This is a genomic window from Microbacter sp. GSS18, assembly GCA_029319145.1.
Lineage (GTDB): Bacteria > Actinomycetota > Actinomycetes > Actinomycetales > Microbacteriaceae > Microbacterium.
The window spans coordinates 2,699,411-2,719,142 of the sequence record CP119753.1 but is presented as its reverse complement, the minus strand read 5'-3'; the positions used below and the strand labels follow the sequence as shown (position 1 = coordinate 2,719,142).

Sequence of the window (19,732 nt, the reverse complement as noted above, 5' to 3'; positions counted from 1 at the left end):
AGGGGGTCGGACATGCGCTCCTGGACGATCGTCCCCCGGACGCCGATCGGCGGCTGGTCCGTCGGGCTCGGCGTCGCCGTTCCCGTGCTGCTGGCCGTCGGGGCGTTCACCGCGACTCTGGCGGAGGGGCCGGCCGCAGACACCATCTGGGGCGACATCCTGGCCCGGCCCGTCGTGGCGCTGCCGATGCTCGCGGCGATGCTGAGTGCGCTCGCCGCGACGATCACCGGTCTCGTGGCGTTCTTCGCGCGGACCGACCGGTCGATCCTGGTGCTCGCGGCGTACGTGCTGTGCGGGCTGTTCGTGGTGTTCCTCATCGCGGAGTTCGCGCTGTCGCCGTGGTTCCCGCGTTGACGGCGGCCTGGCGGGCCCGGAGCGGAGTGACGGCGTCCGGACGACTAGAATCGTCGGATGCCGCCGCTCGCGGCATCCTGCGCGTATCCGCGCGATCCACACCCCCCTCCCGACCATTGGAGCCACCGTGGCCGAGCAGTCCCGCCTCGACAAAGTCATCAGCCTCGCCCGCCACCGCGGGTTCGTCTTCCAGGCCGGTGAGATCTACGGCGGTTCGCGCTCTGCCTGGGACTACGGCCCCCTCGGCACGGAACTGAAGGAGAACATCCGCCGGCAGTGGTGGAAGACGTTCGTGCGCGGCCGCGGCGACATGGTGGGGCTTGACTCCTCGGTCATCCTCCCCAAGCGCGTGTGGGAGGCCTCGGGCCACGTCGCGACCTTCACCGACCCGCTCGTCGAGTGCCTGCAGTGCCACAAGCGCTTCCGCGCCGACAACCTCGTCGAGGACTTCGAGGCGCGCAAGGGCCGCAAGGCCGAGAACGGCCTCGCCGACATCCCGTGCCCCAACTGCGGCACGAAGGGCCAGTACACCGAGCCGCGCGCGTTCTCGGGCCTGGTGAAGTCGTTCCTCGGCGTCGTCGACGACGAGACCGGTCTGCACTTCCTGCGCCCCGAGACCGCGCAGGGCATCTTCGTGAACTTCACCAACGTCCTCACCGCGAGCCGCAAGAAGCCGCCGTTCGGCATCGGCCAGGTCGGCAAGGCCTTCCGCAACGAGATCACGCCGGGCAACTTCATCTTCCGCACGCGCGAGTTCGAGCAGATGGAGATCGAGTTCTTCGTGCCGCCGGCCGACGCCCAGGAGTGGTTCGACCACTGGGTCGAGGCGTGCTGGGACTGGTTCATCGACCTCGGCATCGAGGCCGACAACATGCGCCGCTTCGACGTCCCCGAGGACGAGCGCGCGCACTACTCCGACGGCACCATCGACGTCGAGTACCGCTTCGGGTTCCCGGGCAAGGAGTGGGGCGAGCTCATGGGCGTCGCCAACCGCACCGACTACGACCTCGGCAGCCACACCGAGGCGTCCGGCCAGTCGCTGACCTACTTCGACCAGGCCTCGGGCGAGAAGTACATCCCGTACGTCATCGAGCCCTCGTTCGGCCTGACGCGCGCGATGATGGCGTTCCTCATCGACGCCTACCACGAGGAGGAGGCGCCGAACGCGAAGGGCGGCACCGACACCCGCACGGTGCTCAAGCTCGACCCGCGCCTCGCGCCGGTCAAGGTCGCGATCCTGCCGCTGTCGCGCAACGAGAAGCTGTCGCCCCTGGCGCGCGAGGTCGCCGACTCGCTGCGCGGCGAGTGGAACATCGACTTCGACGACGCCGGCGCCATCGGCCGCCGCTACCGTCGCCAGGACGAGATCGGGACGCCCTTCTGCGTCACGATCGACTTCGACTCCCTCGACGACCGCGCCGTCACCGTGCGCGACCGCGACACCATGGGCCAGGAGCGCGTGCCGCTCGAGGCCCTCACCGCGTACCTGTCGGAGCGCCTCAAGGGCGCCTGACGCCGAGTCTCGCGCGCCCCGTTCGCGCCGGAATCCGGAGCGCGCGTCAGTCGAGGACCGTGATCGTGGCGTACTCGCCGCCGCCGCCCGCGGCATAGGCGTACGCGCCCTCGACGATGTCGCGAAGCACGGCTTCGTCCACCTTCTCGAGATCCTTGATGTACAGGCAGCCGACGCCCGACGAGTGCGGGCCGAGGCGGGCGAGCTCCTCCTCGTGCGCAGCGATCGAGTCGAGGTAGATCGTCGAGGCGGTCTTCCGCGGAGCGAAAGCGATCAGCGGCATGTCGCCCTCGTGCCCGGTGCGGTAGCGATAGTGGCAGGCGCCGAAGCCGATGATCGTGCCCCACAGCTCCGGCTCGCGGCCGCTGATGTCGCGCATCATCGCGATCAGCGTCTCGGCGTCCCGCTGCCGCTTCGCCGGTGCGACGCCGGCGACGAAGCCGGCCACGCTGCCGCCCGTCCGCTCCATGTCAGCCCTTCGCCTTCGCCGCGGCCTTCATCTCGCGCTTGTACTCGCGCACCTTGGTCAGCGACTCCGGCGAGGTGATGTCGGCGACCGAGCGGAACGAGCCCTCGTCGCCGTACGAACCCGCCGCCTGCCGCCAGCCGTCGCCGGTGTAGCCGTACTGCTTGCCCAGCAGCGCGAGGAAGATCCTGGCCTTCTGCTCGCCGAAGCCGGGGAGCGCCTTCAGGCGCTTCAGGACCGTGGCGCCGTCGGGGGCGTCCCGCGTCCAGATCGCGGCCGCATCGCCGTCCCAGTCCCGCGCGATCGCCTCGCACAGCGACTGCACGCGCCCGGCCATCGACCCCGGGAACCGGTGGACGGCGGGCGTCTGCTTGAACGCCTCGGTGAACGCGTCGGGGTCGAAGCCCGCCAGCGTCGCCGCGTCCATCGACCCGACGCGCTCCCGGATCTTCAGCGGGCCCGCGAAGGCCGTCTCCATGGCGACCTGCTGATCCAGCAGCATCCCGATCAGCAGCGCGAGCGGGTCGTCGGTGAGGAGCTGGTCGGCGTCGGCGTCGCCGGTGATGTGGAGCGTCATGACGCCAGTCTCGCACCCGCCGCCGCGCCGCGCGATGCGCGGCCGATGCGAGGATGGATGCCGTGGAAGACGCACCCGGAGCCATCCCCGATCTGGTCGCGCACGCGCACGAGCGGCACGTCGTCGTGGTCGGCGGCGGCATCGCCGGCCTCGTCGCCGCCTACGAGTGCGCCAAAGTCGGGCTCACGGTCACCCTCGTCGAGGCGGATGCGCGCCCGGGCGGCACGATCGGCGACGCCGAGCTGGACGGGATGCCGGTGGGCACGGGCGTCACGTGCTGGGCGACGGCCGGGGGCGCGGTCGACCGGCTCGTCGACGAACTGGGCATCGCCGATGCCGTCGTCGAACCCTCGGCCTCGTCGGTGTGGATCTCGGGCCTGTCGTCGGGCGCCGCGCCGATGCCGCGCGAGACCGTGCGCGGCATCCCGGCCAACCCGTGGGCCGACGACGTGCGGGCCATCATCGGCTGGGGCGGCGCGTGGCGCGCGTACCTGGACCGCCTCCGTCCGCCGATGACCATCGGCGTCGAGCGCAGCCTGGCGCGGCTGGTCGGCTCGCGCATGGGGGGCACGGTGCTCGAGCGCATGGTCGCGCCGCTGACCGTCGGCGTCTACGGCATCCGTCCCGAGGAGATCGACATCGATGTCGCCGCGCCCGGGCTCAACGGCGCCTTGACGCGCACCGGATCGCTCGGCGGCGCGGTGGCCGAGGCGCTCGTGGGCCGCGGCGGGGGCGGCATCCGCAGCCTCGCGGGCGGCATGCCGAGGCTCGTGTCGGCGCTCGTCGGGCGTCTCGGGGAGCTGTCGGTCGACGTCCGGCCCGGCACCGAGGCTCTGCGCCTGGAGCGCGATGACGACGGGCACTGGATCCTGCACGTCGCCGAGGCGGACGACGACGCCCCGACGGACGACGACGCCCCGACGGGCCACGCCGAGCCGATCGCGCCGGCGGACGCCGTCATCGTCGCGACCGACGAGCAGGCGGCGCGGATGCTGCTGGAGCCGGTCGTCCCGGATCTCGCCGCGGTCGCCACGCGTGGACCGGTCGATCTCGAGACCGTGACGCTGATCGTGGAGTCGGCGGCGCTGGACGCCCATCCCCGCGGGACGGCGTGCTACCCGATCCCCGGAACCGCCGCGGCCGCGTCGATGCTGGACGAGACCGCGCGATGGGGCTGGCTCGCCGAGGCGGCGGGCGCCGGGCGCCATGTGCTGCGCCTGTCGTTCGGCACCGCCGACGAGCCGCCGGCTACCGCCGGGCTGGACGACGCCGAGGCCATCGAGGCGGCGGCGGATGCGGCGGCCGAGCTGCTCGGCATCGCGCGCGCCGAGCTCACGGTGCGCGACGGCGTGCGCGAGCGGCACATCCTCGCGCGCCCGGCCTCCGTCCTCGGGCACGCCGACGACGCCGCGGCGGTCCGCGCGGCGATCGGCGACGTCTCCGGCCTGTCCGCCGTCGGGGCGTGGGTCGCCGGCAGCGGTCTCGCTCACACCGTGGCCGACACCGTGACCGAGGCCGACGGCGTCCGCCGCGGGGTGCTGTGGGAGTCCGACACGCCCGAGTGACGCTTCTGACCGGCCTGATTCGTCGCGCCGGATGCCGCGCGCGGCATGTATGGCTAACCTGGGAGAGCCAGCAGGAGCACCACCCGAGCGGGAGGAGACCCCATGAGGGGCAAGGCAGGACTCGTCGTCGGACTCGCCGTAGGCTACGTCCTCGGCGCGCGCGCCGGACGTGAGAGGTACGAGCAGATCAAAGGCCTGTGGCTGAAGGTCTGGGAGCTCGAACCGGTTCAGACCCAGGTCGGCAAGGCGAAGGACTTCGCCAAGACCAGCGCGATGGCGCTCCCGAGCACGCTGTGGGACTCGGCGGTCAAGGTGAGCAAGGCCGCTGCGTCGAAGGGAACCCCGGGCCAGCGGCTCGACGCGGCCATCAAGACCGCCAAGGACTCGGCCGACGACGTCGAGAAGGCGGCAGAGACCTCGGCGAAGGCCGTCAAGGACGGGGCCGAGGAAGCCGTCGAGGACAGCGGGGCCTGATATGCCTCCGATCCGCGGATTCCGCGACCGCGCCGATGACAGTCTGCTCACCGTCATCGGCGACATCCCCGAACTGGTCCGCAACCTCGTCATCGCCGAGGTCGACGCGGCCAAGGCGTGGCTGGCCCGAAGCGCGAAGGACGGCGGGTGGGGCGCGCTGTGGGTGTTCGCAGCCCTCTTCGTGCTGTTCTGGTCCGTGCCGGCGCTGGGCACGTGGGCCATCGCCGGCCTCTCGTCGTGGTGGCCGGTGTGGCTGTCGGCGCTCGTGGTGTTCTTCGCGATGCTGCTCGTCGTCATCGTGCTGGCCCTGCTGGGCATGATGCGATTCCGCCGCCTCGTCAAGCGCACCAACCCCGTTCAGTCCATCACCCAGGACGTCAAGGAGGTCCGCGATGAGCTCTGAGGCTCCCGTCCCCCTGCCCCGCACCGCCGTGCCGCTGGACATCGATGACCCCGTCGAGCGGGCTCGCGCCGAGCTCAAGGCGGCGCTCGCGGCCATCGACGAGAAGGCGAACCTGCCCCGCCGGGCCGGCATCGCGATCGACAAGGGCATCGACGCGTCGCGCGCGTTCGCGCGCAGCAGTCCGGCGCTCGCCGCCGTCGCCGTGATCACCGCCGCCGCGGCGGCGGGTGCGGCTGTGTGGGGCATCGTGCGCCTGTACACGCGCTGAGTCGCAGGAGCGCTCCCAACCGCCGCAGCTCCGGCCACGGGACCGATGGCCCTGGCGCGCCGGCGCTGAGGCGGGGGTATGCTCGGACTCGCAGGCAGTGCGATGGTGCGGATGCTGCCGCCGTGTCACACCCGAGACGCGTCGGCTGGCTCGAACGTGGGGCGGCCGAGAACCGCGCCGTGAGAGCAGCAACCCCCATGAACACTCAGACCCGCCTGAGCACCGACAAGCCCCTGACCGGGTGGCGCGTGCTCGTGCCGCGTGGAGGACCGTGGGGTGATTCGGTCGCCGCGTCGCTTCGCCGTCAGGGCGCGACCCCGGTCATCGCACCGCTGATCAACTTCGCGCCGTGCACCGATCAGGAGACGCTCCTGACCGCGCTCGACGATCTGTCCAGAGGCGCCTTCGACTGGCTGACCGTGACCAGCGCCACGACGGTCGACGTCCTGCACGCGTACCGTGCGACGATCCCGGCGAAGACGCGCATCGCGGCTGTCGGCGAGACGACCGCGGCGGCGCTCGAGGCCGTCGGGTACACGGTCGACCTCGTTCCCCAGAGGGACAACTCCGCAGCGGGCCTCGCCGAGGACCTCATCGCGCTCGAGCCCCGCTCGCGACGGATCCTGAGTCTGCGCAGCGAGATCGCCAAGCCCATCCTCAGCACCCGTCTGACCGGCGCCGGCCACAAGGTGCGCAGCGTCGTCGCGTACCGCACGGTGGGCGTCCCCGTCTCCGATCGCGTCGCCGAGGACGTCCGTTCCGGCCGGATCACCGCGATCCTGGTCACCAGCGGCTCGGTGGCCGAGCAGGTGCGTTCGCAGTTCCCCGACATCCCGCCCACGACCCTCATCGCGGCGATCGGCCCGCGCACGGCCCAGGATGCCGGGGCCACCGGACTGTCCATCGACGTCGTCGCCGACCAGCAGAGCGTCGACGCGCTGATCGACGCCGTCGCCCGATACGCCGTGCCGCAGGACGCGGACGAATACGTCCAGTGACGGCATCCGATCTCTCGCCCCGCGTCGTCGTGCTCGCCGGGGGCGTCGGCGGCTCACGCTTCGTCGCGGGGGTCCGCGGCGCGCTCCGGGCGCGCGGCCTCGACGACACCGCGCGGGCCCTCACCGTCGTCGTCAACACCGGCGATGACCTGTGGCTGTCGGGGGTGCGGCTGCAGCCGGACGTCGACTCGATCCTGTACGCGCTCGCGGGCGTCAACGACACGCGGCGCGGGTGGGGCCGTGACGGCGACACCGAGCGGGTGAGCGGCGAGCTTCAGGCGTGGGGCGCCGGATGGCCGTGGTTCACTCTCGGCGACCTCGACCTCGGCACGCACCTCGCCCGCACGGGGTGGCTGCGCGACGGCCTGTCGGTCACCGAGGTGGTCGCCCGCCTCGGCGGTCGCTGGCCGCTCGGCCTCAGGATGCTGCCGATGACCGACGCCGAGGTCGACACGCACGTCATCGTGCGCGACGGCGATGACACGCGCGACCTGCACTTCCAGGAATGGTGGACACGGCACCGCGCCGCTCTCGCTCCGGTTCGCTTCGAGAACCCCGGGATCGAGCAGGCCCGGCCCGCGCCCGGCGTCGCCGAGGCGATCGCCGCGGCGGACGTCGTCCTGATCGCCCCGTCGAACCCGGTCGTCTCGATCGGCCCGATCCTCGCCGTCCCCGGAATCCGTGAGGCGCTGCGCGAGGCCGCGGCGCCCGTCGTGGGCGTGTCGCCCATCATCGGCGGCCGTGTCGTGCGCGGGATGGCCGACGTGTGCCTCACCGCGATCGGCGTGGAGACCTCGGCCGGCGCCGTCGCCGCCCACTACGGCGCACGCTCACAGGGCGGCCTTCTCGACGCGTGGCTTCTCGCCGAGGAGGACGCCGCGTCGGCAGGTGACGTGGCCGCGCTCGGCATCCGCCCGGTCGTTGCGCCGCTGTGGATGACCGACGCCGAGGCCTCGGCCGCGCTCGCCGAGCGGGCCCTCAAGGCCGCGGACGCGTGACGTGCCCGACCTGACCGTCCTCGCGTGGGCTCTGCTCGCCGTCGCCGCCGTCGTCATCGGCCTGTCCAAGACCGCCGTGCCGGGGGGCGGGACGGTCGCCGTGGCGATCTTCGCCGCGGTGCTGCCCGCACGCCAGTCGACCGGCACGATCCTGCTGCTGCTGATCGTCGCCGACGTGTTCGCGGTGCTCGCCTACCGTCGCCACGCGAACTGGCGGGCACTGCTGCGGCTCGCTCCCGCCGTGGTCGTGGGGCTCGGCCTGGGCGTCGTCTTCCTGGCCGTCGCGAACGACGCATGGGTCAAGCGCGTGATCGGGGTGATCCTGCTCGGCGTCATCGCGCTGACACTGCTGCGTCGGCGGATGTCGCGCACGGTCGCCGATGCGGAGCCCCACCGCGTCGCAGCCGCGACGTACGGCACGCTCGGGGGCTTCACGACGATGGTCGCCAACGCCGCGGGTCCGGTGATGTCCATGTACTTCCTCGCGGCCCGGTTCTCGGTGAAGGAGTTCCTCGGCACCGCTGCGTGGTTCTTCGCGCTGGTCAACATCAGCAAGATGCCGTTCTCGATCGGGCTCGGGCTCATCACGGTTCCGAGCGTGCTGCTGGACCTGGTGCTCGTTCCCCTCGTCGTGGGCGGCGCGCTCCTCGGGCGCTGGATCGCCGACCGCATCGACCAGAAGCTGTTCGAGCGTCTCGTGATCGTGTTCACGCTCGTCGGTGCGGTCTACCTGCTGTTCTGAGCCGCTCCCCGGGACCCGACGCGCGATCAGGTGTCGCTCGATGCCGGATGCCATGCTTCCGGTGGCGATCAGCGCCACGTGAATGGGCGCGCCGGTGGCGCGGTTGGCGGCGACGGTCGCGCGCACGGCGGGAATCGGCATACATCGCCAACCGAGCGGACGTGCTCGGCGCGCCGACTGCCGGCTGCGACCGAGGATCGACGCAGGACGCCTCGCTAGCGCACCAGCTCCCGCACGAGAGCAGCGGTGCGGGGGCCGAGACCCTGTGCCGCGGCGGCGCGGAGCTGATCGGCCGTGTCGACGTCGCGGCGCAGCGTGGACTCCGGCGCCACGTCCAGCGGCTCGCACCCGAGCGCGCGGTGCCGCTCGAACGAGTCGGTGCCGAAGGCGGTGTCCCACGCGACGCCGGCGCGCGCCGTCACCAGGGTCGAACCGGTGCCCTCGGTATCCGCCACGACACCCCGATCCACGAATGCCGCCACGTGCAGCGCCGCCGCGAGATCCGCCGGCCGCAGCGCCGGCACGTCGCCGAGAAGAGCGGCCCGCGGCATCCGCTCTCCCGCGCGGGCCGCGCCGGTCGCGATCGCGCCGTTCAGACCCCGCGCGCCGTCGGACTCGGGCACGAAGCGCAGGCCGGGGATGTCGTGCGCGTGCAGGGGCAGCTGTGCGTCATCGGTGACGACGTACACCTGGGCGACCGCGTCGCAGGCGGCCGTCGCCGCGATGGTGTCGAGCGCGATCGCGCGGGCGAGCTCGCGCCGGTCCACTCCGGAGGCGTCCAGACGCGACTTGCCGCGCTCCGGCGACTTCACCGGCACGACGACCGCCCACCGGTCCGCGCCGAACTCCACGGATCCGGCGCGGCCGGCGGCGGATTCACCCGGATCGGGCGGGCCGCCCCGCGCATCCGTGGAGTTCGGCCCGGGCCCGTCAGAGCTCACGCGCCGAACCGCTCCCGCAGGCGCGGCAGGATCTCGGTGCCGTAGCGGCGCAGGAACGTCTCCTGGTCGTGCCCGGGGTCGTGGAAGACGAGGTGGCGGAAGCCCAGCTCGACGTACCATGCGATGCGCTCGACGTGCTCGTCGGGGTCGTCCGAGACGATGAACCGGGACGCGGTGCGCTCGATCGGCAGCTGCTCGCCGAGGCGCTGCATCTCGATCGGGTCGTCGACGCCCATCTTCTCGTCGGGCGTGAGCGCGAGGGGAGCCCAGAACCGCGTCTTCTCCTGAGCCTTCTCGACCGTGTCGTCCAGCGACACCTTGATCTCCATCAGGGTGTCGATCGCGTCGGGCGCGCGGCCCGCCTTGTCGAGGCCCTCGTGCAGCGCGGGCATCAGGGTGTCCGTGTACAGCTCGCGCTTCTTGCCGCTCGTGGTGATGAACCCGTCCGCGATCCGGCCGGCCAGGCGGGTGGCGGCGGGTCCGGCCGCACCGATGTAGATCGGCACGGGCTGGTCGAGCTTGTCGTAGATCGTGACGTTCTTGGCCTGGTAGAAGTTGCCGTCGAAGTTCACGCGGTCCTCGGACCACAGACGCCGGATGAGGGTGATGGCCTCCTTGAGCCGCTGGAAGCGCTCGGGCGGATCGGGCCACGTGATGCCGAGGTTCTTCTCGTTGAGCGCCTCGCCGGTGCCGACACCGAGGATCACGCGACCCGGGTTGAGGACGCCGAGGGTCGCGAAGTCCTGCGCGACGACGGTCGGGTTGTAGCGGAAGGTCGGCGTCAGCACCGAGGTGCCGATCAGGACCTTCGACGTGCGGGCGCCGAGCGCGCCCAGCCACGGAATGGATGCCGGGGCGTGCCCGCCCTCGTGGAGCCACGGCTGGAGGTGGTCGGACACGAAGACCGAGTCGAACCCGACCTCCTCGGCCAGGATGCCGTAATCCAGCAGCTCTGCGGGGCCGAACTGCTCGGCCGACGCCTTGTAGCCGAACCGGATCGGAACGCTCATGATGCTCCCTTCTCGGCGCCCGCGGCTGCGAGCGCGAACTCGGATCCATCCGCGCGCGCGAGCCGCGCGCGGAACGCGTCGACGGTGCCCGGCCACAGCAGCGTCAGCCGCCCCGACCGGTCGTCGACGTACCAGTTGCGGCAGCCGCCGGTCATCCACGGGGTGGATGCCGCAGCGGCCGCGATCTCGTCGGTGTACGCGGCCTCGGCGGCCGGGTCGACCCGGAGAGGCTCGCCCGTGCGATCGCGGTGGACGAGGCACCGCACGGCGTAGGCCGCCTGCTCCTCGATCATCAGCACGGAGGAGTTGTGGCCGAGGGCCGCGTTGGGTCCGTCGAGGACGAACATGTTCGGGAAGCCCGACACCACCGTCGACCCGAACGCGGTCATGCCGCGTGTCCAGTGCTCGTCGAGTGTGACGCCGTCCTCGCCGGTGACCAACTCGGCGTAGGGCTGTCGGGTCGTGGCGAAGCCGGTGGCGAGGACGAGCGCGTCGACCTCGTGGCGCGCGCCACTCGCCGACACGAGCGTCCGGCCGTCGACCTCCGCGAGCGCCGAGGCTTCGAGCGTCACGGCGGGCGAGGCGACCGCGGGGTAGAAGTCGTCCGAGAGCAGCACGCGCTTGCAGCCGAAGGCGTAATCGGGCGTCAGGGCCCGGCGAAGGTCGGGGTCGCCCACCTGAGCGGCGAGGTGAGCGTGTGCGACCGCGCGAGCGGCCTGCGCGGCGGAGGCATCGCCGGAGCGCGACGCGAAGCGCGCCTCGCCCTCCGCGTACAGGCGGGCGCGCAGGCTCGCGAGCTCGCCGGGATGCGTGGCGAACCGCTCGCGGTCCGCATCCGTATAGGGATGCGCATCGCGCGGGACGATCCACGCGGGCGTCCGCTGGAAGAGCGCAACGTGCGACGCCGTGCGCGCAAGCTCGGGGACGAGCTGGACGGCGCTGGCGCCCGTGCCGACGACGCCGACCCTGAGGCCGGCGAGGTCCGCCGTGTGGTCCCAGCGCGCCGAATGGAAGATCGGACCCGGAAACGACTCGAGCCCGGGGATGTCGGGGATCGACGGCTCGGTGAGCCGGCCGCACGCGAGGACGAGCACGTCCGAGGTGAGGGCCCCGCGCGAGGTCTCGAGCCGCCACACGCCCCATTCGTCGTCCCATGCCGCGCCGCTGAGCGCCGTGCCCAGGCGGAGGCGCTCGCCGAGCTGCTCGGTCTCGGCGACGTCCCGCAGGTAGCGGTGGATCTCGTCGCCGCGCGCGAACAGCCCCGACCAGTCGGGGTTGGGGTGGCTCGCGAAGCCGTAGAGGTGGGCGGGCACGTCGCACGCGACACCCGGGTAGGTGTTGTCGCGCCAGGTCCCGCCGACCGAGCCTCCTCGCTCGAGGATCGCGAAGTCGTCGCGACCGGCGCGCCGGAGCGCGATGGCCATGCCGAGGCCGGCGAACCCGGCACCGACGATGGCGATCTCGACGTGCGCGCTCATGCCGTCGCTCCCGGGTCGCGGTAGTCGGTGGTGCGCAGCCGGAACGGCCGGAACAGCCGCGCCGCGATGCCGCGCGCGACGGCGACGGGCAGCTCCTGGCCGTGCTCGATACCGGTTTCGGGCCGGACGCGGCCATCCAGCAGCGTCCCGCCCAGGTCATCCCCGCCGGCCTGAAGCAGCACCGCCGCGGTGTCGCGACCGACGCGCGTCCACGGGATCTGGATGTGCGGGATCCTGCCCGACAGCAGCAGTCGCGAGACGGCGACCATGGCGCGGTGCTCGTCGACCGCCGTGCGCCCGGGCACGAGCGGCACGCCGCCGGCCGGGCCCGGCAGAGGGATCGGCACGAACTCGCGGAAGCCGCCGGTGCCGCTCTGGATGTCGCGGAGCGCGCGCAGATGGTCGATGCGCTCCGCGGCGGTCTCGACGTGGCCGTAGAAGAGCACCGAGGTCGTGCGGAAACCGGCGGTGTGGACGGCGCGGATGCCTTCGATCCACCGTGCGATCTCGAGGTCTCCGGGCGCGATGAGGCGGCGGACGCGCTCGCTGAGCACCTTCACCCCGGTGCCGGGCATGGTGTCGACGCCGGCGTCGCGCAGCCGTGAGAGCGCCTCGTCGAGGTCGATGCCGGACCGATCGGCGAGGTCCCACACGTCCTGCGGACGATAGGCGTGCAGGTGGATGCCGGGCGTCGCGCTCTTGATGGCGCGGGCGATGTCGAGGTAGGCCTGCGGTGTGACGGTCTCGGGCAGGAGCCCTTGCACGCAGATCTCGGTGGCGCCGAGGTCGACGGCATCGCGGGCGATCGCGGCGGCGTCCTCGAGTGTGAACTGGTCGGGCGCGGCGGCGACGCCGGTCGTGAATCCCGACGACGTCAGGTTGCGGTTGACCACGAGGGTCACGGCCTCACCCACCGTGTACCGGCGCACGTCGTCGGCGGTCTCGACGAGGGCTTCGAGCCCGGTGCCGGTCGCGGAGAGCAGCGCCTCCCACTCGGCGTCGTCGAGGGCCAGCGGGTCGGCCGCCGCGCGCTCGGCGAGGTGCCGCGCGGAGCGGTCGTCCGAGGCTGCGGGCCGCGGCAGGGCAGAAGTCCACGGATCCGGGCGCGCGGGGACCGGCGAGGCGGTTTCGGCGCCGAGCCGGCGCGGATCCGTGGAGTTCTGCGCGCCGGGCCGCCCGGCGAGGCCCGTCGCCGGGTCCGCGAGCGCGGCGACCGGCGCGTGCATCGCGGGATCGAGCCAGCCGTCCGGATCCGCGATGTACTCCGGGTGCGCGGTGAGGCGCTCGCGCAGCTCGAAGCCCAGGTCGGAGGTGAGGCGCGCGAGATCGTCGAGGTGCGGCCACGGGCGCTCGGGGTTGACGTGGTCGGCGGTCAGCGGCGACACGCCGCCCCAGTCGTCGGCGCCGGCACGCACGAGGAGCCCGAGCTCGGCCGGGTCCGAGAGGTTCGGCGGCACCTGGATCCGCATCCGCGGCCCCATCACCAGCCGCGCGACGGCGACGGCGGCGAGGTATTCGCGCAGCTCGGCATCCGGTGCTCCCTGCATCGCGGTCCGGGGCTTGGCGCGGAAGTTCTGGACGATGACCTCCTGCACGTGACCGTGCCGGTCGTGGGCGTCGCGGATCGCGATCAGCGACTCGGCGCGGTCGCGAAGCGTCTCGCCGATCCCGACGAGGATGCCGGTGGTGAAGGGAACACGGGCGCGCCCCGCGTCCTCGATGACACCCAGGCGCACGTCGGGATCCTTGTCGGGGGAGCCGTAGTGGACCTGCCCGGGCTCGTCGTACAGCCGCCGCGACGTCGTCTCGAGCATCATGCCCATCGACGGGGCGGTCGGGCGCAGTGTCCGCAGCTCGTCCTCGCGCATGACGCCGGGGTTCAGGTGCGCGAGCATGCCGGTCTCGGCGGTGATGAGCCGCGCGATGTGGCCGACGTAGTCGAGGGTCGAGGCGAACCCGTGCTCGTCGAGCCACGCGCGCGCTTCGGGCCAGCGGTCCTCGGGGCGGTCGCCGAGGGTGAGCAGCGCCTCCTTGCAGCCGAGCGCCTGGCCCTGCCGCACGACCTGCAGAACCTGCTCGGGCGACATGTACGCCGGCTTGTGCTTCTTCAGCAGCTGGTTGGGAGTGTCGACGAACACGCAGTAGTGGCAGCGGTCGCGGCACAGAGTGGTCAGCGGGACGAAGACTTTGCGCGAGTAGGTGATGACGCCCGGGCGACCGGATGCCGCAAGCCCGGCGTCGCGCACGGCCGAAGCCGTCTCGAGCAGGGCCTCGAAGTCGGATCCCTCGGCGGCCAGCAGCGCTTCGGCCTCGTCCGCCGTCAGGGTCTTGCCGGCGCCCGCGCGTTCGAGGAGATCTGCGATGGTCGCGGGCTGCGCGTGCGATGGCTCGAGCAGTGTCACCGCACCAGTCTTGCACCGAGCGGGGCGCGCGGCGTCTGGAACCGTTGCGCATCGGTCGCGGGTCGTCAGAGGTTTCACGCTCGACCCATTCTCGAAACATGTCGGAATTGCGACGAACGCTAGCCTTGTGACATATCAGCCAACGTCGGCGTCCAGCGCGGCGTCACGCGACAGAGGAGATCTCGTGAACAGTGTCGGCGAACTCACCTTCAGCATCCGCGGAGTGGCCGGAATCGAGACCGACGGGAAGTCGGGTCTGATCGAGATCACGCGACTCATCGAGGATGCGGGATTCGACATGGTGTGGGCCGGCAACGACTTCCTCTCCACGGCGGGATTGGCGACGATCACGGCGATGCTGTGGACCAGCGAGCGGCTGAAGGTCGCCTCGGGCGTCCTCGACCCGGTGACGCTGCACCCCGGGCAGATCGCGCAGTTCGCCTCGGGCCTGCAGTGGATGTCGGACGACAGGTTCGTCCTCGGCATCGGGGCCGGGTCCGACGAGTTCTACAAGTGGGCGAGCATTCCGCATCAGAAGCCCGTGCCCCGCACCCGTGAGGCGCTGCTCGCGATCCGGGCGCTTACCGAGGGGCGCGACCTGAGTCAGGAGACGCTGGCGGGAGGGCCCTGGACGGCGACGGCTCACCTGCACCACCCTCGCGCGGTGCCGATCTACGTCGGGGCGATGGGGCCGAGGATGCTGGAGATGTCCGGTCGCTACGCCGACGGCGTGATCGCCCTCGCACTGCCGCCGAGGTACGTCTTCGAGGTCGTCAAGAGCGTGAAGGTGGGGGCAGACAAGGCCGGCCGGGACATGGCCGACATCGACGTCGCCGCCGGAGTGTGGTGCGGTGTCTCGGACGAGCCCGATCAGGCGCGGGCGGAGTTGCGCCGTCACATCGCGATGATGAGCGGCTCGCTCTCGACCGACGCGCTCGTGTCCAGCGGGCTCGATCCGGCCGAGTTCGCGCACGTGCAAGCCCTGCTGAACGAGGGCCGTGAAGAGGACGCGGTGGCTGCCGTGACGCCCGGCATGATGGAGCTCGCCTTCGTCGGCGGGCCGTCCGAGGTGATCGATCAGTGCGCCGTGCTCATCGAGGCCGGCGTCAAGCACATCTCGTTCGGCATGCCCGGGGTCTCGCAGAAGGTCGAGGCCATCAAGCTGCTCGGCGACAAGGTGATTCCGGAACTGCGGCGAATGGCCGCCGCATAGCGACCGCGTCGCGTCATCCATCGACGCGCAGGCGTCACCTGGCCGACCCCGCATTCGTGCGGGGTCGGTCTCGTTCGTGCGTTGCGGGGTGGGGCGATCGAGGCGAGTGGGCGCCGGGGTGCGCGGGCCCGGTCACGCGCCCGGTCACGGGTCGCAGAGAGAGGCTCGTCGCACCCGCATGCCGATCTGTCATTCACATGTCGACCGACACGAAATTGTAACATCGCGCACATCCCGTGAAACGTCGCTGTGACACCCGGCGGCTAGAAACGAGATTGATCGTGGCGACGTGCACCAGAGACCCGATCGTGTTCCACGCTCGTACCCGACGGCGACCTCGCCGACAACCCTTACAGGAGTCCCTGTGATCGAAATCAAGAATGGCTCGCGCGGTCGTCTGATCGCCGCGTCGCTGCTCGGCGCGACCCTGCTCGCCGTGACCGCCTGCTCGTCAGAGCCGTCGAGCGCGCCCGCCGCCGCCGAGGCCCCCGCCGAGGGGGAGAACGCGATCTACGACATGCTTCCCGACAGCATCAAGGAGTCCGGCGTGATCCTGGCCGGCGGGCTCTTCCAGACGCCTCCCGTCCTGGGCGCCGATTCCGCCGACCCGAGCGTGGCGGTCGGCATCGCCCCCGACCTCGCCGCCGCCATGGAGCCGGTCCTGGGGGTCGAGATCGAGTTCGTCGACACGCAGTGGCCGAACCAGATTCCCGGTGTGCAGGCCGGCAACCTCGACGTGCTCTGGGGCCAGATCTCGGACAACGCCGAGCGCGAGCGCAGTGCCTTCGACTTCGTGCCCTTCATGGCCGGCGTCGGCGGGCTGCTGATCCCTGCGGAGAACCCCGAGGGAATCGACAGCATCGCGTCGATGTGCGGCCTGACGATGGCTGTCGCCAATGGATCGAACACGGCCGAGATCGTCTCGGCAGTCAGCGACGAGGCGTGCGTCGCCGCCGGGCAGGACCCCATCGAGCTGATCGCGCTGCAGGGCGGTGCCGACGCGTATGCCGCGGTGAAGGCCGGCACGACCGACGCCTGGTACGACTCCTACTCCTCCATCGCCCAGGTCGCCGAGACCGATGACTTCTTCGGCGCCGTCGAGCTCGACATCGAGGAGACCCCCCTCGAGATGCGCAACTTCAACGGCATCGCCGTTCTGAAGGACAATGCCGGGCTGACCGAGGCCCTGTATGCCGCGATGGGTGAGATCAGGGACAGCGGCGACTACCAGGCCGTCTTCGACGAGTGGGGAGTCGGCACTGACGTGATCCAGCCCGAGTACTTCCGGATCAACCCCTTCACCGACACGCCCGTCGGCGAGACCGCAGAGTGACGAGCTCGCCGGGGCGGAGCCAGCTCTCCGCCCCGGCGAGACCCGCGCTGCACAGCCCTCACGAATCGCCGGAAGGACACGTCCCCATGGAAACCGCCATCGCGCCACAGGAGGCGCCCTCGAGCCTCGAGGAGTTCGGGCTCCACGCGCCGGAGACGCCGGAGCTCGTGCTTGAGAATTCGCGGCTCCTTCGCTCGATCACCGCCGAGGAGGCTGCCGAGAGCGAGCGGCTCGGCCGGATGAGCGATCGGATGGCTGCCGCGATGCGGGCATCCGGCGTCCTGCAGATGGCCTTCCCCGCCCATCGAGGCGGAGTCGAGGCTCCTCTGGCCGTCCAGACTCAGGTGATCGAGCAGATCGCGACCGCCGACGGCGGGATCGCGTGGAACGCCGGCGTTCTCGCAGCGACCGGCTTCTACGCAGGGCGCCTGGGCGACGAAGCGTTCGCAGAGCTGTATCCGACCCTGAACATGCCCACCGCGGGCTGCTTCTGGCCGCGGGGCCGGGCCGAGATCGTCGACGGCGGCTACCTCGTCACGGGCACCTGGCAGACCGGGTCGGGGATGCAGTCCGCCCCCTACGTCCTGGGCGGCTGCGAGGTGTTCCGCGACGGCGAGCCGGTGCTCAAAGACAACGGTGCTCCGCTCGTCCTCGCGCTGTGGCTGCGCACCGAGGACGTCGAGATCTTCGACGACTGGTACGTCCTCGGGATGCGGGCCTCGAGCAGCAACGGCTATGCGGTGCGGGACCGCTTCGTTCCCGAGAGCCACACGTTCGATCGCTACTTCACCCCCGGCACGTACCGCGGTCCGCTCGAGACGCTGCCCGAGCTTCCCTTCTACTCCATGCAGGGCATCCCGGTCGGTATCGCGCAGCACGCCGTCGATCTGGCCGCCGCGAAGGTCATCGCCAACCGGGAGCGCGGCAGAGAGCCCGATGCCCGCGTCATCGGCCAGCTCGGCGAGTGCGAGTCTCTCGTGCGCTCAGCGCGAGCCGCGGTCATCGCCGGCGCCGAGCGCATCGACGCCCTCCTGTTCTCGGGAGAGGTGCCGACCCCGTACGACGCGGTCGGGTCCGAGGGCACCGTCGCGACCGAGCTCGCGCAGCGCGTCGTCCACATCGTCTCCGACATCGTGGGATCCGCGTTCATCTACGACAAGAACCCTTACGAGAAGCTGGCGCGCGATCTCTACCCGCTGGCCGTCCATGGCACCGGCAAGCCCTCGATGTGGGTCTCCACCGGCCATGCCGTTCTGGAGCACTACTCCGACCCGACGAGAGGGATGACCCGATGACCGCGAGTGCGCTTCCGCAGACCGACGCCAGCTTGGTGCTGAAGCCGCCGAAGCTCAACGTCGTGCCCGTGCGGCACTACGGCCGGGGCGTGTTCGCGGTGGTCGTGGGCATCCTCGTCTTCCTCGCCATCCGTGGCCTGGCGGAGAACCCGAACCTCGAGTGGTCGATCGTCGGGGAGTACGTGTTCAGCCCCGCCATTCTGGAGGGCCTGCAGAGCACGCTGCTCATCACGATCGTCTCCATGGTTCTGATCCTCATCGTCGCGATCGTGATCGCCGTGATGCGGCTCTCCAAGAGCTGGGTGCTCAGCGGGTTCGCCGCCGCCTACTCGTTCTTCTTCCGGGCCGTGCCCATGATCGTGCTGCTCATCTTCGTCGGGAACCTGGGCCTGTTCTTCCAGAACTTCGAGTTCACGATCCCGTTCACCGAGATCACGGTGTTCTCCATCCCCGTGCGAGACGTCATGACCCCGTTCTGGGCGTCGGTCATCGGCCTCACCCTCGCCGGATCCGGCTACGTGTCGGAGCTCATCCGCGCGGGGATCATCTCTGTGAGCAACGGACAGTGGGAGGCGTCCTCGTCCCTCGGCATGAGCCGCGGTCAGACCCTGCGACTCATCGTGCTCCCGCAGGCGATGAAGGTCCTCATCCCTCCCATGGGGAACGAGTTCATCGGCCTCATCAAGGCGGTGGCGCTGGTGTCCGTCATCGGCGGAGGCGACATCCTCACCGTCGCGAATGCGATCGGCGCCAACACCTTCCGCCCGCTTGAGATGCTCATGGTCGTCGCCATCTGGTACCTGATCGTGGTCGCCGTTCTCTCGGTGGGCCAGCACTTCCTCGAGCGACGTATCAACAAGGAGCGATGAACGTGGCGAAACTCACCCCCATCCCGGACCCGGTTTCGGCTGTCCCCGAGGACGTTGCGATCTCGATCCGGAACGTCGACAAGTGGTACGGCCAGCATCAGGTGCTGCATGACATCAACCTGGACGTCAGGAACGAGGAGGTCGTCTGCCTCATCGGCCCGTCGGGCTCGGGCAAGAGCACCCTGCTTCGGTGCATCAACCACCTCGAGAAGATCAACACCGGAAGCATCGTCGCCGGCGGCGAGCTGGTCGGCTACAAGATGCGCCGCGGACGGCTGCACGAGCTCCGTGAGAAGGAGATCGGCGCGCAGCGGGCGAAGATCGGGATGGTCTTCCAGCAGTTCAACCTGTTCCCTCATCTCACCGCGCTGCAGAACGTCTCCCTCGCGCCGCGGAAGGTCAAGGGCGAGGCGGTCGCACCGAGCGTCGACTATGCGCGTTCGCTCCTGGAGCGGGTCGGACTGTCCGGCAAGGAGGAGAGCTACCCCCCGCAGCTCTCGGGCGGGCAGCAGCAGCGCGTGGCCATCGCGCGAGCCATGGCGATGCGTCCGGAGGTGATGCTCTTCGACGAGCCGACGAGTGCGCTCGACCCCGAGCTCGTCGGCGAGGTCCTGGCGGTCATGAGGGATCTGGCGCGGACCGGCGGCAAGACGATGGTCGTGGTGACCCACGAGATGGGCTTCGCCCGCGAAGTCGCCGACCGCGTGGTGTTCATGGACGCAGGCCGCATCGTCGAGGTCGGGCCCCCGGATCAGGTCCTGGGCGATCCGAAGAACGAGCGTACGAAGGCATTCATCTCCGCGGTGCTCCACTGAGCGCGGTCGAGAGCCAGA

20 protein-coding genes are annotated in these 19,732 nt (G+C 71.0%); 14 read left to right on the top strand and 6 right to left on the bottom strand.

Annotation, left to right across the window (positions count from 1 at the left end; translation table 11 throughout):
* Window positions 1-12: 12 nt before the first annotated feature.
* The gene (locus P0L94_12475) at window positions 13-354 is read left to right on the top strand and encodes a hypothetical protein (protein WES63271.1); all 342 of its coding nucleotides are present in this window, start codon (window positions 13-15) and stop codon (window positions 352-354) included.
* A 127-nt stretch (window positions 355-481) separates the two neighbouring features.
* A complete protein-coding gene (locus P0L94_12470) occupies window positions 482-1,867 on the top strand; it encodes a glycine--tRNA ligase (GenBank protein WES63270.1) in 1,386 nt (461 codons plus the stop codon).
* A gap of 46 nt (window positions 1,868-1,913) precedes the next feature.
* Here the strand turns inward: P0L94_12470 and P0L94_12465 are convergent, their stop codons facing one another.
* Together P0L94_12465 and P0L94_12460 are read right to left on the bottom strand one after the other, a co-directional pair.
* Window positions 1,914-2,336 (bottom strand): DUF1801 domain-containing protein, encoded by a 423-nt coding sequence (locus P0L94_12465; GenBank protein WES63269.1) that lies wholly within the window; start codon window positions 2,334-2,336, stop codon window positions 1,914-1,916.
* A gap of 1 nt (window position 2,337) precedes the next feature.
* Window positions 2,338-2,910, bottom strand: a complete 573-nt coding sequence (locus tag P0L94_12460; protein ID WES63268.1) for an HhH-GPD-type base excision DNA repair protein — start codon at window positions 2,908-2,910, stop codon at window positions 2,338-2,340.
* A 62-nt stretch (window positions 2,911-2,972) separates the two neighbouring features.
* Between P0L94_12460 and P0L94_12455 the strand changes: the two genes are divergently transcribed.
* The 7 genes from P0L94_12455 to P0L94_12425 all read left to right on the top strand — a co-directional run bounded on the left by P0L94_12455 (window position 2,973) and on the right by P0L94_12425 (window position 8,358).
* On the top strand, window positions 2,973-4,475 hold the full coding sequence (locus P0L94_12455; protein WES63267.1) for an FAD-dependent oxidoreductase: 1,503 nt from the start codon (window positions 2,973-2,975) through the stop codon (window positions 4,473-4,475).
* 102 nt (window positions 4,476-4,577) lie between these two features.
* Complete coding sequence (locus P0L94_12450) at window positions 4,578-4,949, top strand: hypothetical protein (protein ID WES63266.1); 372 nt, start codon at window positions 4,578-4,580, stop codon at window positions 4,947-4,949.
* 1 nt (window position 4,950) lies between these two features.
* A complete protein-coding gene (locus P0L94_12445) occupies window positions 4,951-5,352 on the top strand; it encodes a phage holin family protein (protein ID WES63265.1) in 402 nt (133 codons plus the stop codon).
* Window positions 5,342-5,620, top strand: coding sequence for a hypothetical protein (locus tag P0L94_12440; protein ID WES63264.1), 279 nt, complete (start codon window positions 5,342-5,344; stop codon window positions 5,618-5,620). The genes P0L94_12445 and P0L94_12440 overlap by 11 nt, the downstream gene beginning before the upstream one ends.
* A 197-nt stretch (window positions 5,621-5,817) precedes the next feature.
* On the top strand, window positions 5,818-6,618 hold the full coding sequence (locus P0L94_12435) for a uroporphyrinogen-III synthase (GenBank protein ID WES63263.1): 801 nt from the start codon (window positions 5,818-5,820) through the stop codon (window positions 6,616-6,618).
* Window positions 6,615-7,616, top strand: coding sequence for a 2-phospho-L-lactate transferase (cofD, locus tag P0L94_12430; GenBank protein WES63262.1), 1,002 nt, complete (start codon window positions 6,615-6,617; stop codon window positions 7,614-7,616). The genes P0L94_12435 and cofD overlap by 4 nt, the downstream gene beginning before the upstream one ends.
* 1 nt (window position 7,617) lies before the next feature.
* Window positions 7,618-8,358 (top strand): sulfite exporter TauE/SafE family protein, encoded by a 741-nt coding sequence (locus tag P0L94_12425; protein WES63261.1) that lies wholly within the window; start codon window positions 7,618-7,620, stop codon window positions 8,356-8,358.
* A 215-nt stretch (window positions 8,359-8,573) separates the two neighbouring features.
* On the opposite strand, the gene cofC is transcribed toward P0L94_12425, so the two are convergent.
* Genes cofC through cofG form a run of 4 tightly spaced genes read right to left on the bottom strand, consistent with a single transcriptional unit; the run spans window position 8,574 to window position 14,189 of the window.
* Window positions 8,574-9,299 (bottom strand): 2-phospho-L-lactate guanylyltransferase, encoded by a 726-nt coding sequence (gene cofC / locus P0L94_12420; GenBank protein ID WES63260.1) that lies wholly within the window; start codon window positions 9,297-9,299, stop codon window positions 8,574-8,576.
* Window positions 9,296-10,309 carry a glucose-6-phosphate dehydrogenase (coenzyme-F420) gene (gene fgd, locus P0L94_12415; protein WES63259.1) on the bottom strand — a complete coding sequence of 338 codons (1,014 nt, stop codon included), beginning with the start codon at window positions 10,307-10,309 and terminating at the stop codon, window positions 9,296-9,298. The genes cofC and fgd overlap by 4 nt, the downstream gene beginning before the upstream one ends.
* Window positions 10,306-11,787, bottom strand: coding sequence for an NAD(P)/FAD-dependent oxidoreductase (locus P0L94_12410; protein ID WES63258.1), 1,482 nt, complete (start codon window positions 11,785-11,787; stop codon window positions 10,306-10,308). Before P0L94_12410 ends, fgd begins: the two co-directional genes overlap by 4 nt.
* The gene (gene cofG / locus P0L94_12405; GenBank protein WES63257.1) at window positions 11,784-14,189 is read right to left on the bottom strand and encodes a 7,8-didemethyl-8-hydroxy-5-deazariboflavin synthase CofG; all 2,406 of its coding nucleotides are present in this window, start codon (window positions 14,187-14,189) and stop codon (window positions 11,784-11,786) included. The genes P0L94_12410 and cofG overlap by 4 nt, the downstream gene beginning before the upstream one ends.
* A gap of 184 nt (window positions 14,190-14,373) precedes the next feature.
* On the opposite strand from cofG, the gene P0L94_12400 reads away from it, so the two are divergent.
* The 5 genes from P0L94_12400 to P0L94_12380 all read left to right on the top strand — a co-directional run bounded on the left by P0L94_12400 (window position 14,374) and on the right by P0L94_12380 (window position 19,714).
* A complete protein-coding gene (locus P0L94_12400) occupies window positions 14,374-15,402 on the top strand; it encodes an LLM class flavin-dependent oxidoreductase (GenBank protein ID WES63256.1) in 1,029 nt (342 codons plus the stop codon).
* A gap of 364 nt (window positions 15,403-15,766) precedes the next feature.
* A complete protein-coding gene (locus P0L94_12395; protein WES63255.1) occupies window positions 15,767-16,735 on the top strand; it encodes a transporter substrate-binding domain-containing protein in 969 nt (322 codons plus the stop codon).
* A gap of 86 nt (window positions 16,736-16,821) precedes the next feature.
* Window positions 16,822-18,030, top strand: a complete 1,209-nt coding sequence (locus tag P0L94_12390; protein ID WES63254.1) for a hypothetical protein — start codon at window positions 16,822-16,824, stop codon at window positions 18,028-18,030.
* The gene (locus tag P0L94_12385) at window positions 18,027-18,899 is read left to right on the top strand and encodes an amino acid ABC transporter permease (protein WES63253.1); all 873 of its coding nucleotides are present in this window, start codon (window positions 18,027-18,029) and stop codon (window positions 18,897-18,899) included. Before P0L94_12390 ends, P0L94_12385 begins: the two co-directional genes overlap by 4 nt.
* Before the next feature lie 59 nt (window positions 18,900-18,958).
* Window positions 18,959-19,714, top strand: coding sequence for an amino acid ABC transporter ATP-binding protein (locus tag P0L94_12380; protein ID WES66324.1), 756 nt, complete (start codon window positions 18,959-18,961; stop codon window positions 19,712-19,714).
* Window positions 19,715-19,732: the final 18 nt, after the last annotated feature.

Coding starts and splice junctions, on each gene's coding strand:
- P0L94_12435 (WES63263.1), top strand. CDS start 5,818: ATGAACACTCAGACCCGCCTGAGCACCGACAAGCCCCTGACCGGGTGG.
- P0L94_12450 (WES63266.1), top strand. CDS start 4,578: ATGAGGGGCAAGGCAGGACTCGTCGTCGGACTCGCCGTAGGCTACGTC.
- P0L94_12460 (WES63268.1), bottom strand. CDS start 2,910: ATGACGCTCCACATCACCGGCGACGCCGACGCCGACCAGCTCCTCACC.
- P0L94_12465 (WES63269.1), bottom strand. CDS start 2,336: ATGGAGCGGACGGGCGGCAGCGTGGCCGGCTTCGTCGCCGGCGTCGCA.
- P0L94_12410 (WES63258.1), bottom strand. CDS start 11,787: ATGAGCGCGCACGTCGAGATCGCCATCGTCGGTGCCGGGTTCGCCGGC.
- P0L94_12440 (WES63264.1), top strand. CDS start 5,342: ATGAGCTCTGAGGCTCCCGTCCCCCTGCCCCGCACCGCCGTGCCGCTG.
- fgd (WES63259.1), bottom strand. CDS start 10,309: ATGAGCGTTCCGATCCGGTTCGGCTACAAGGCGTCGGCCGAGCAGTTC.
- P0L94_12385 (WES63253.1), top strand. CDS start 18,027: ATGACCGCGAGTGCGCTTCCGCAGACCGACGCCAGCTTGGTGCTGAAG.
- P0L94_12445 (WES63265.1), top strand. CDS start 4,951: ATGCCTCCGATCCGCGGATTCCGCGACCGCGCCGATGACAGTCTGCTC.
- P0L94_12390 (WES63254.1), top strand. CDS start 16,822: ATGGAAACCGCCATCGCGCCACAGGAGGCGCCCTCGAGCCTCGAGGAG.
- P0L94_12475 (WES63271.1), top strand. CDS start 13: ATGCGCTCCTGGACGATCGTCCCCCGGACGCCGATCGGCGGCTGGTCC.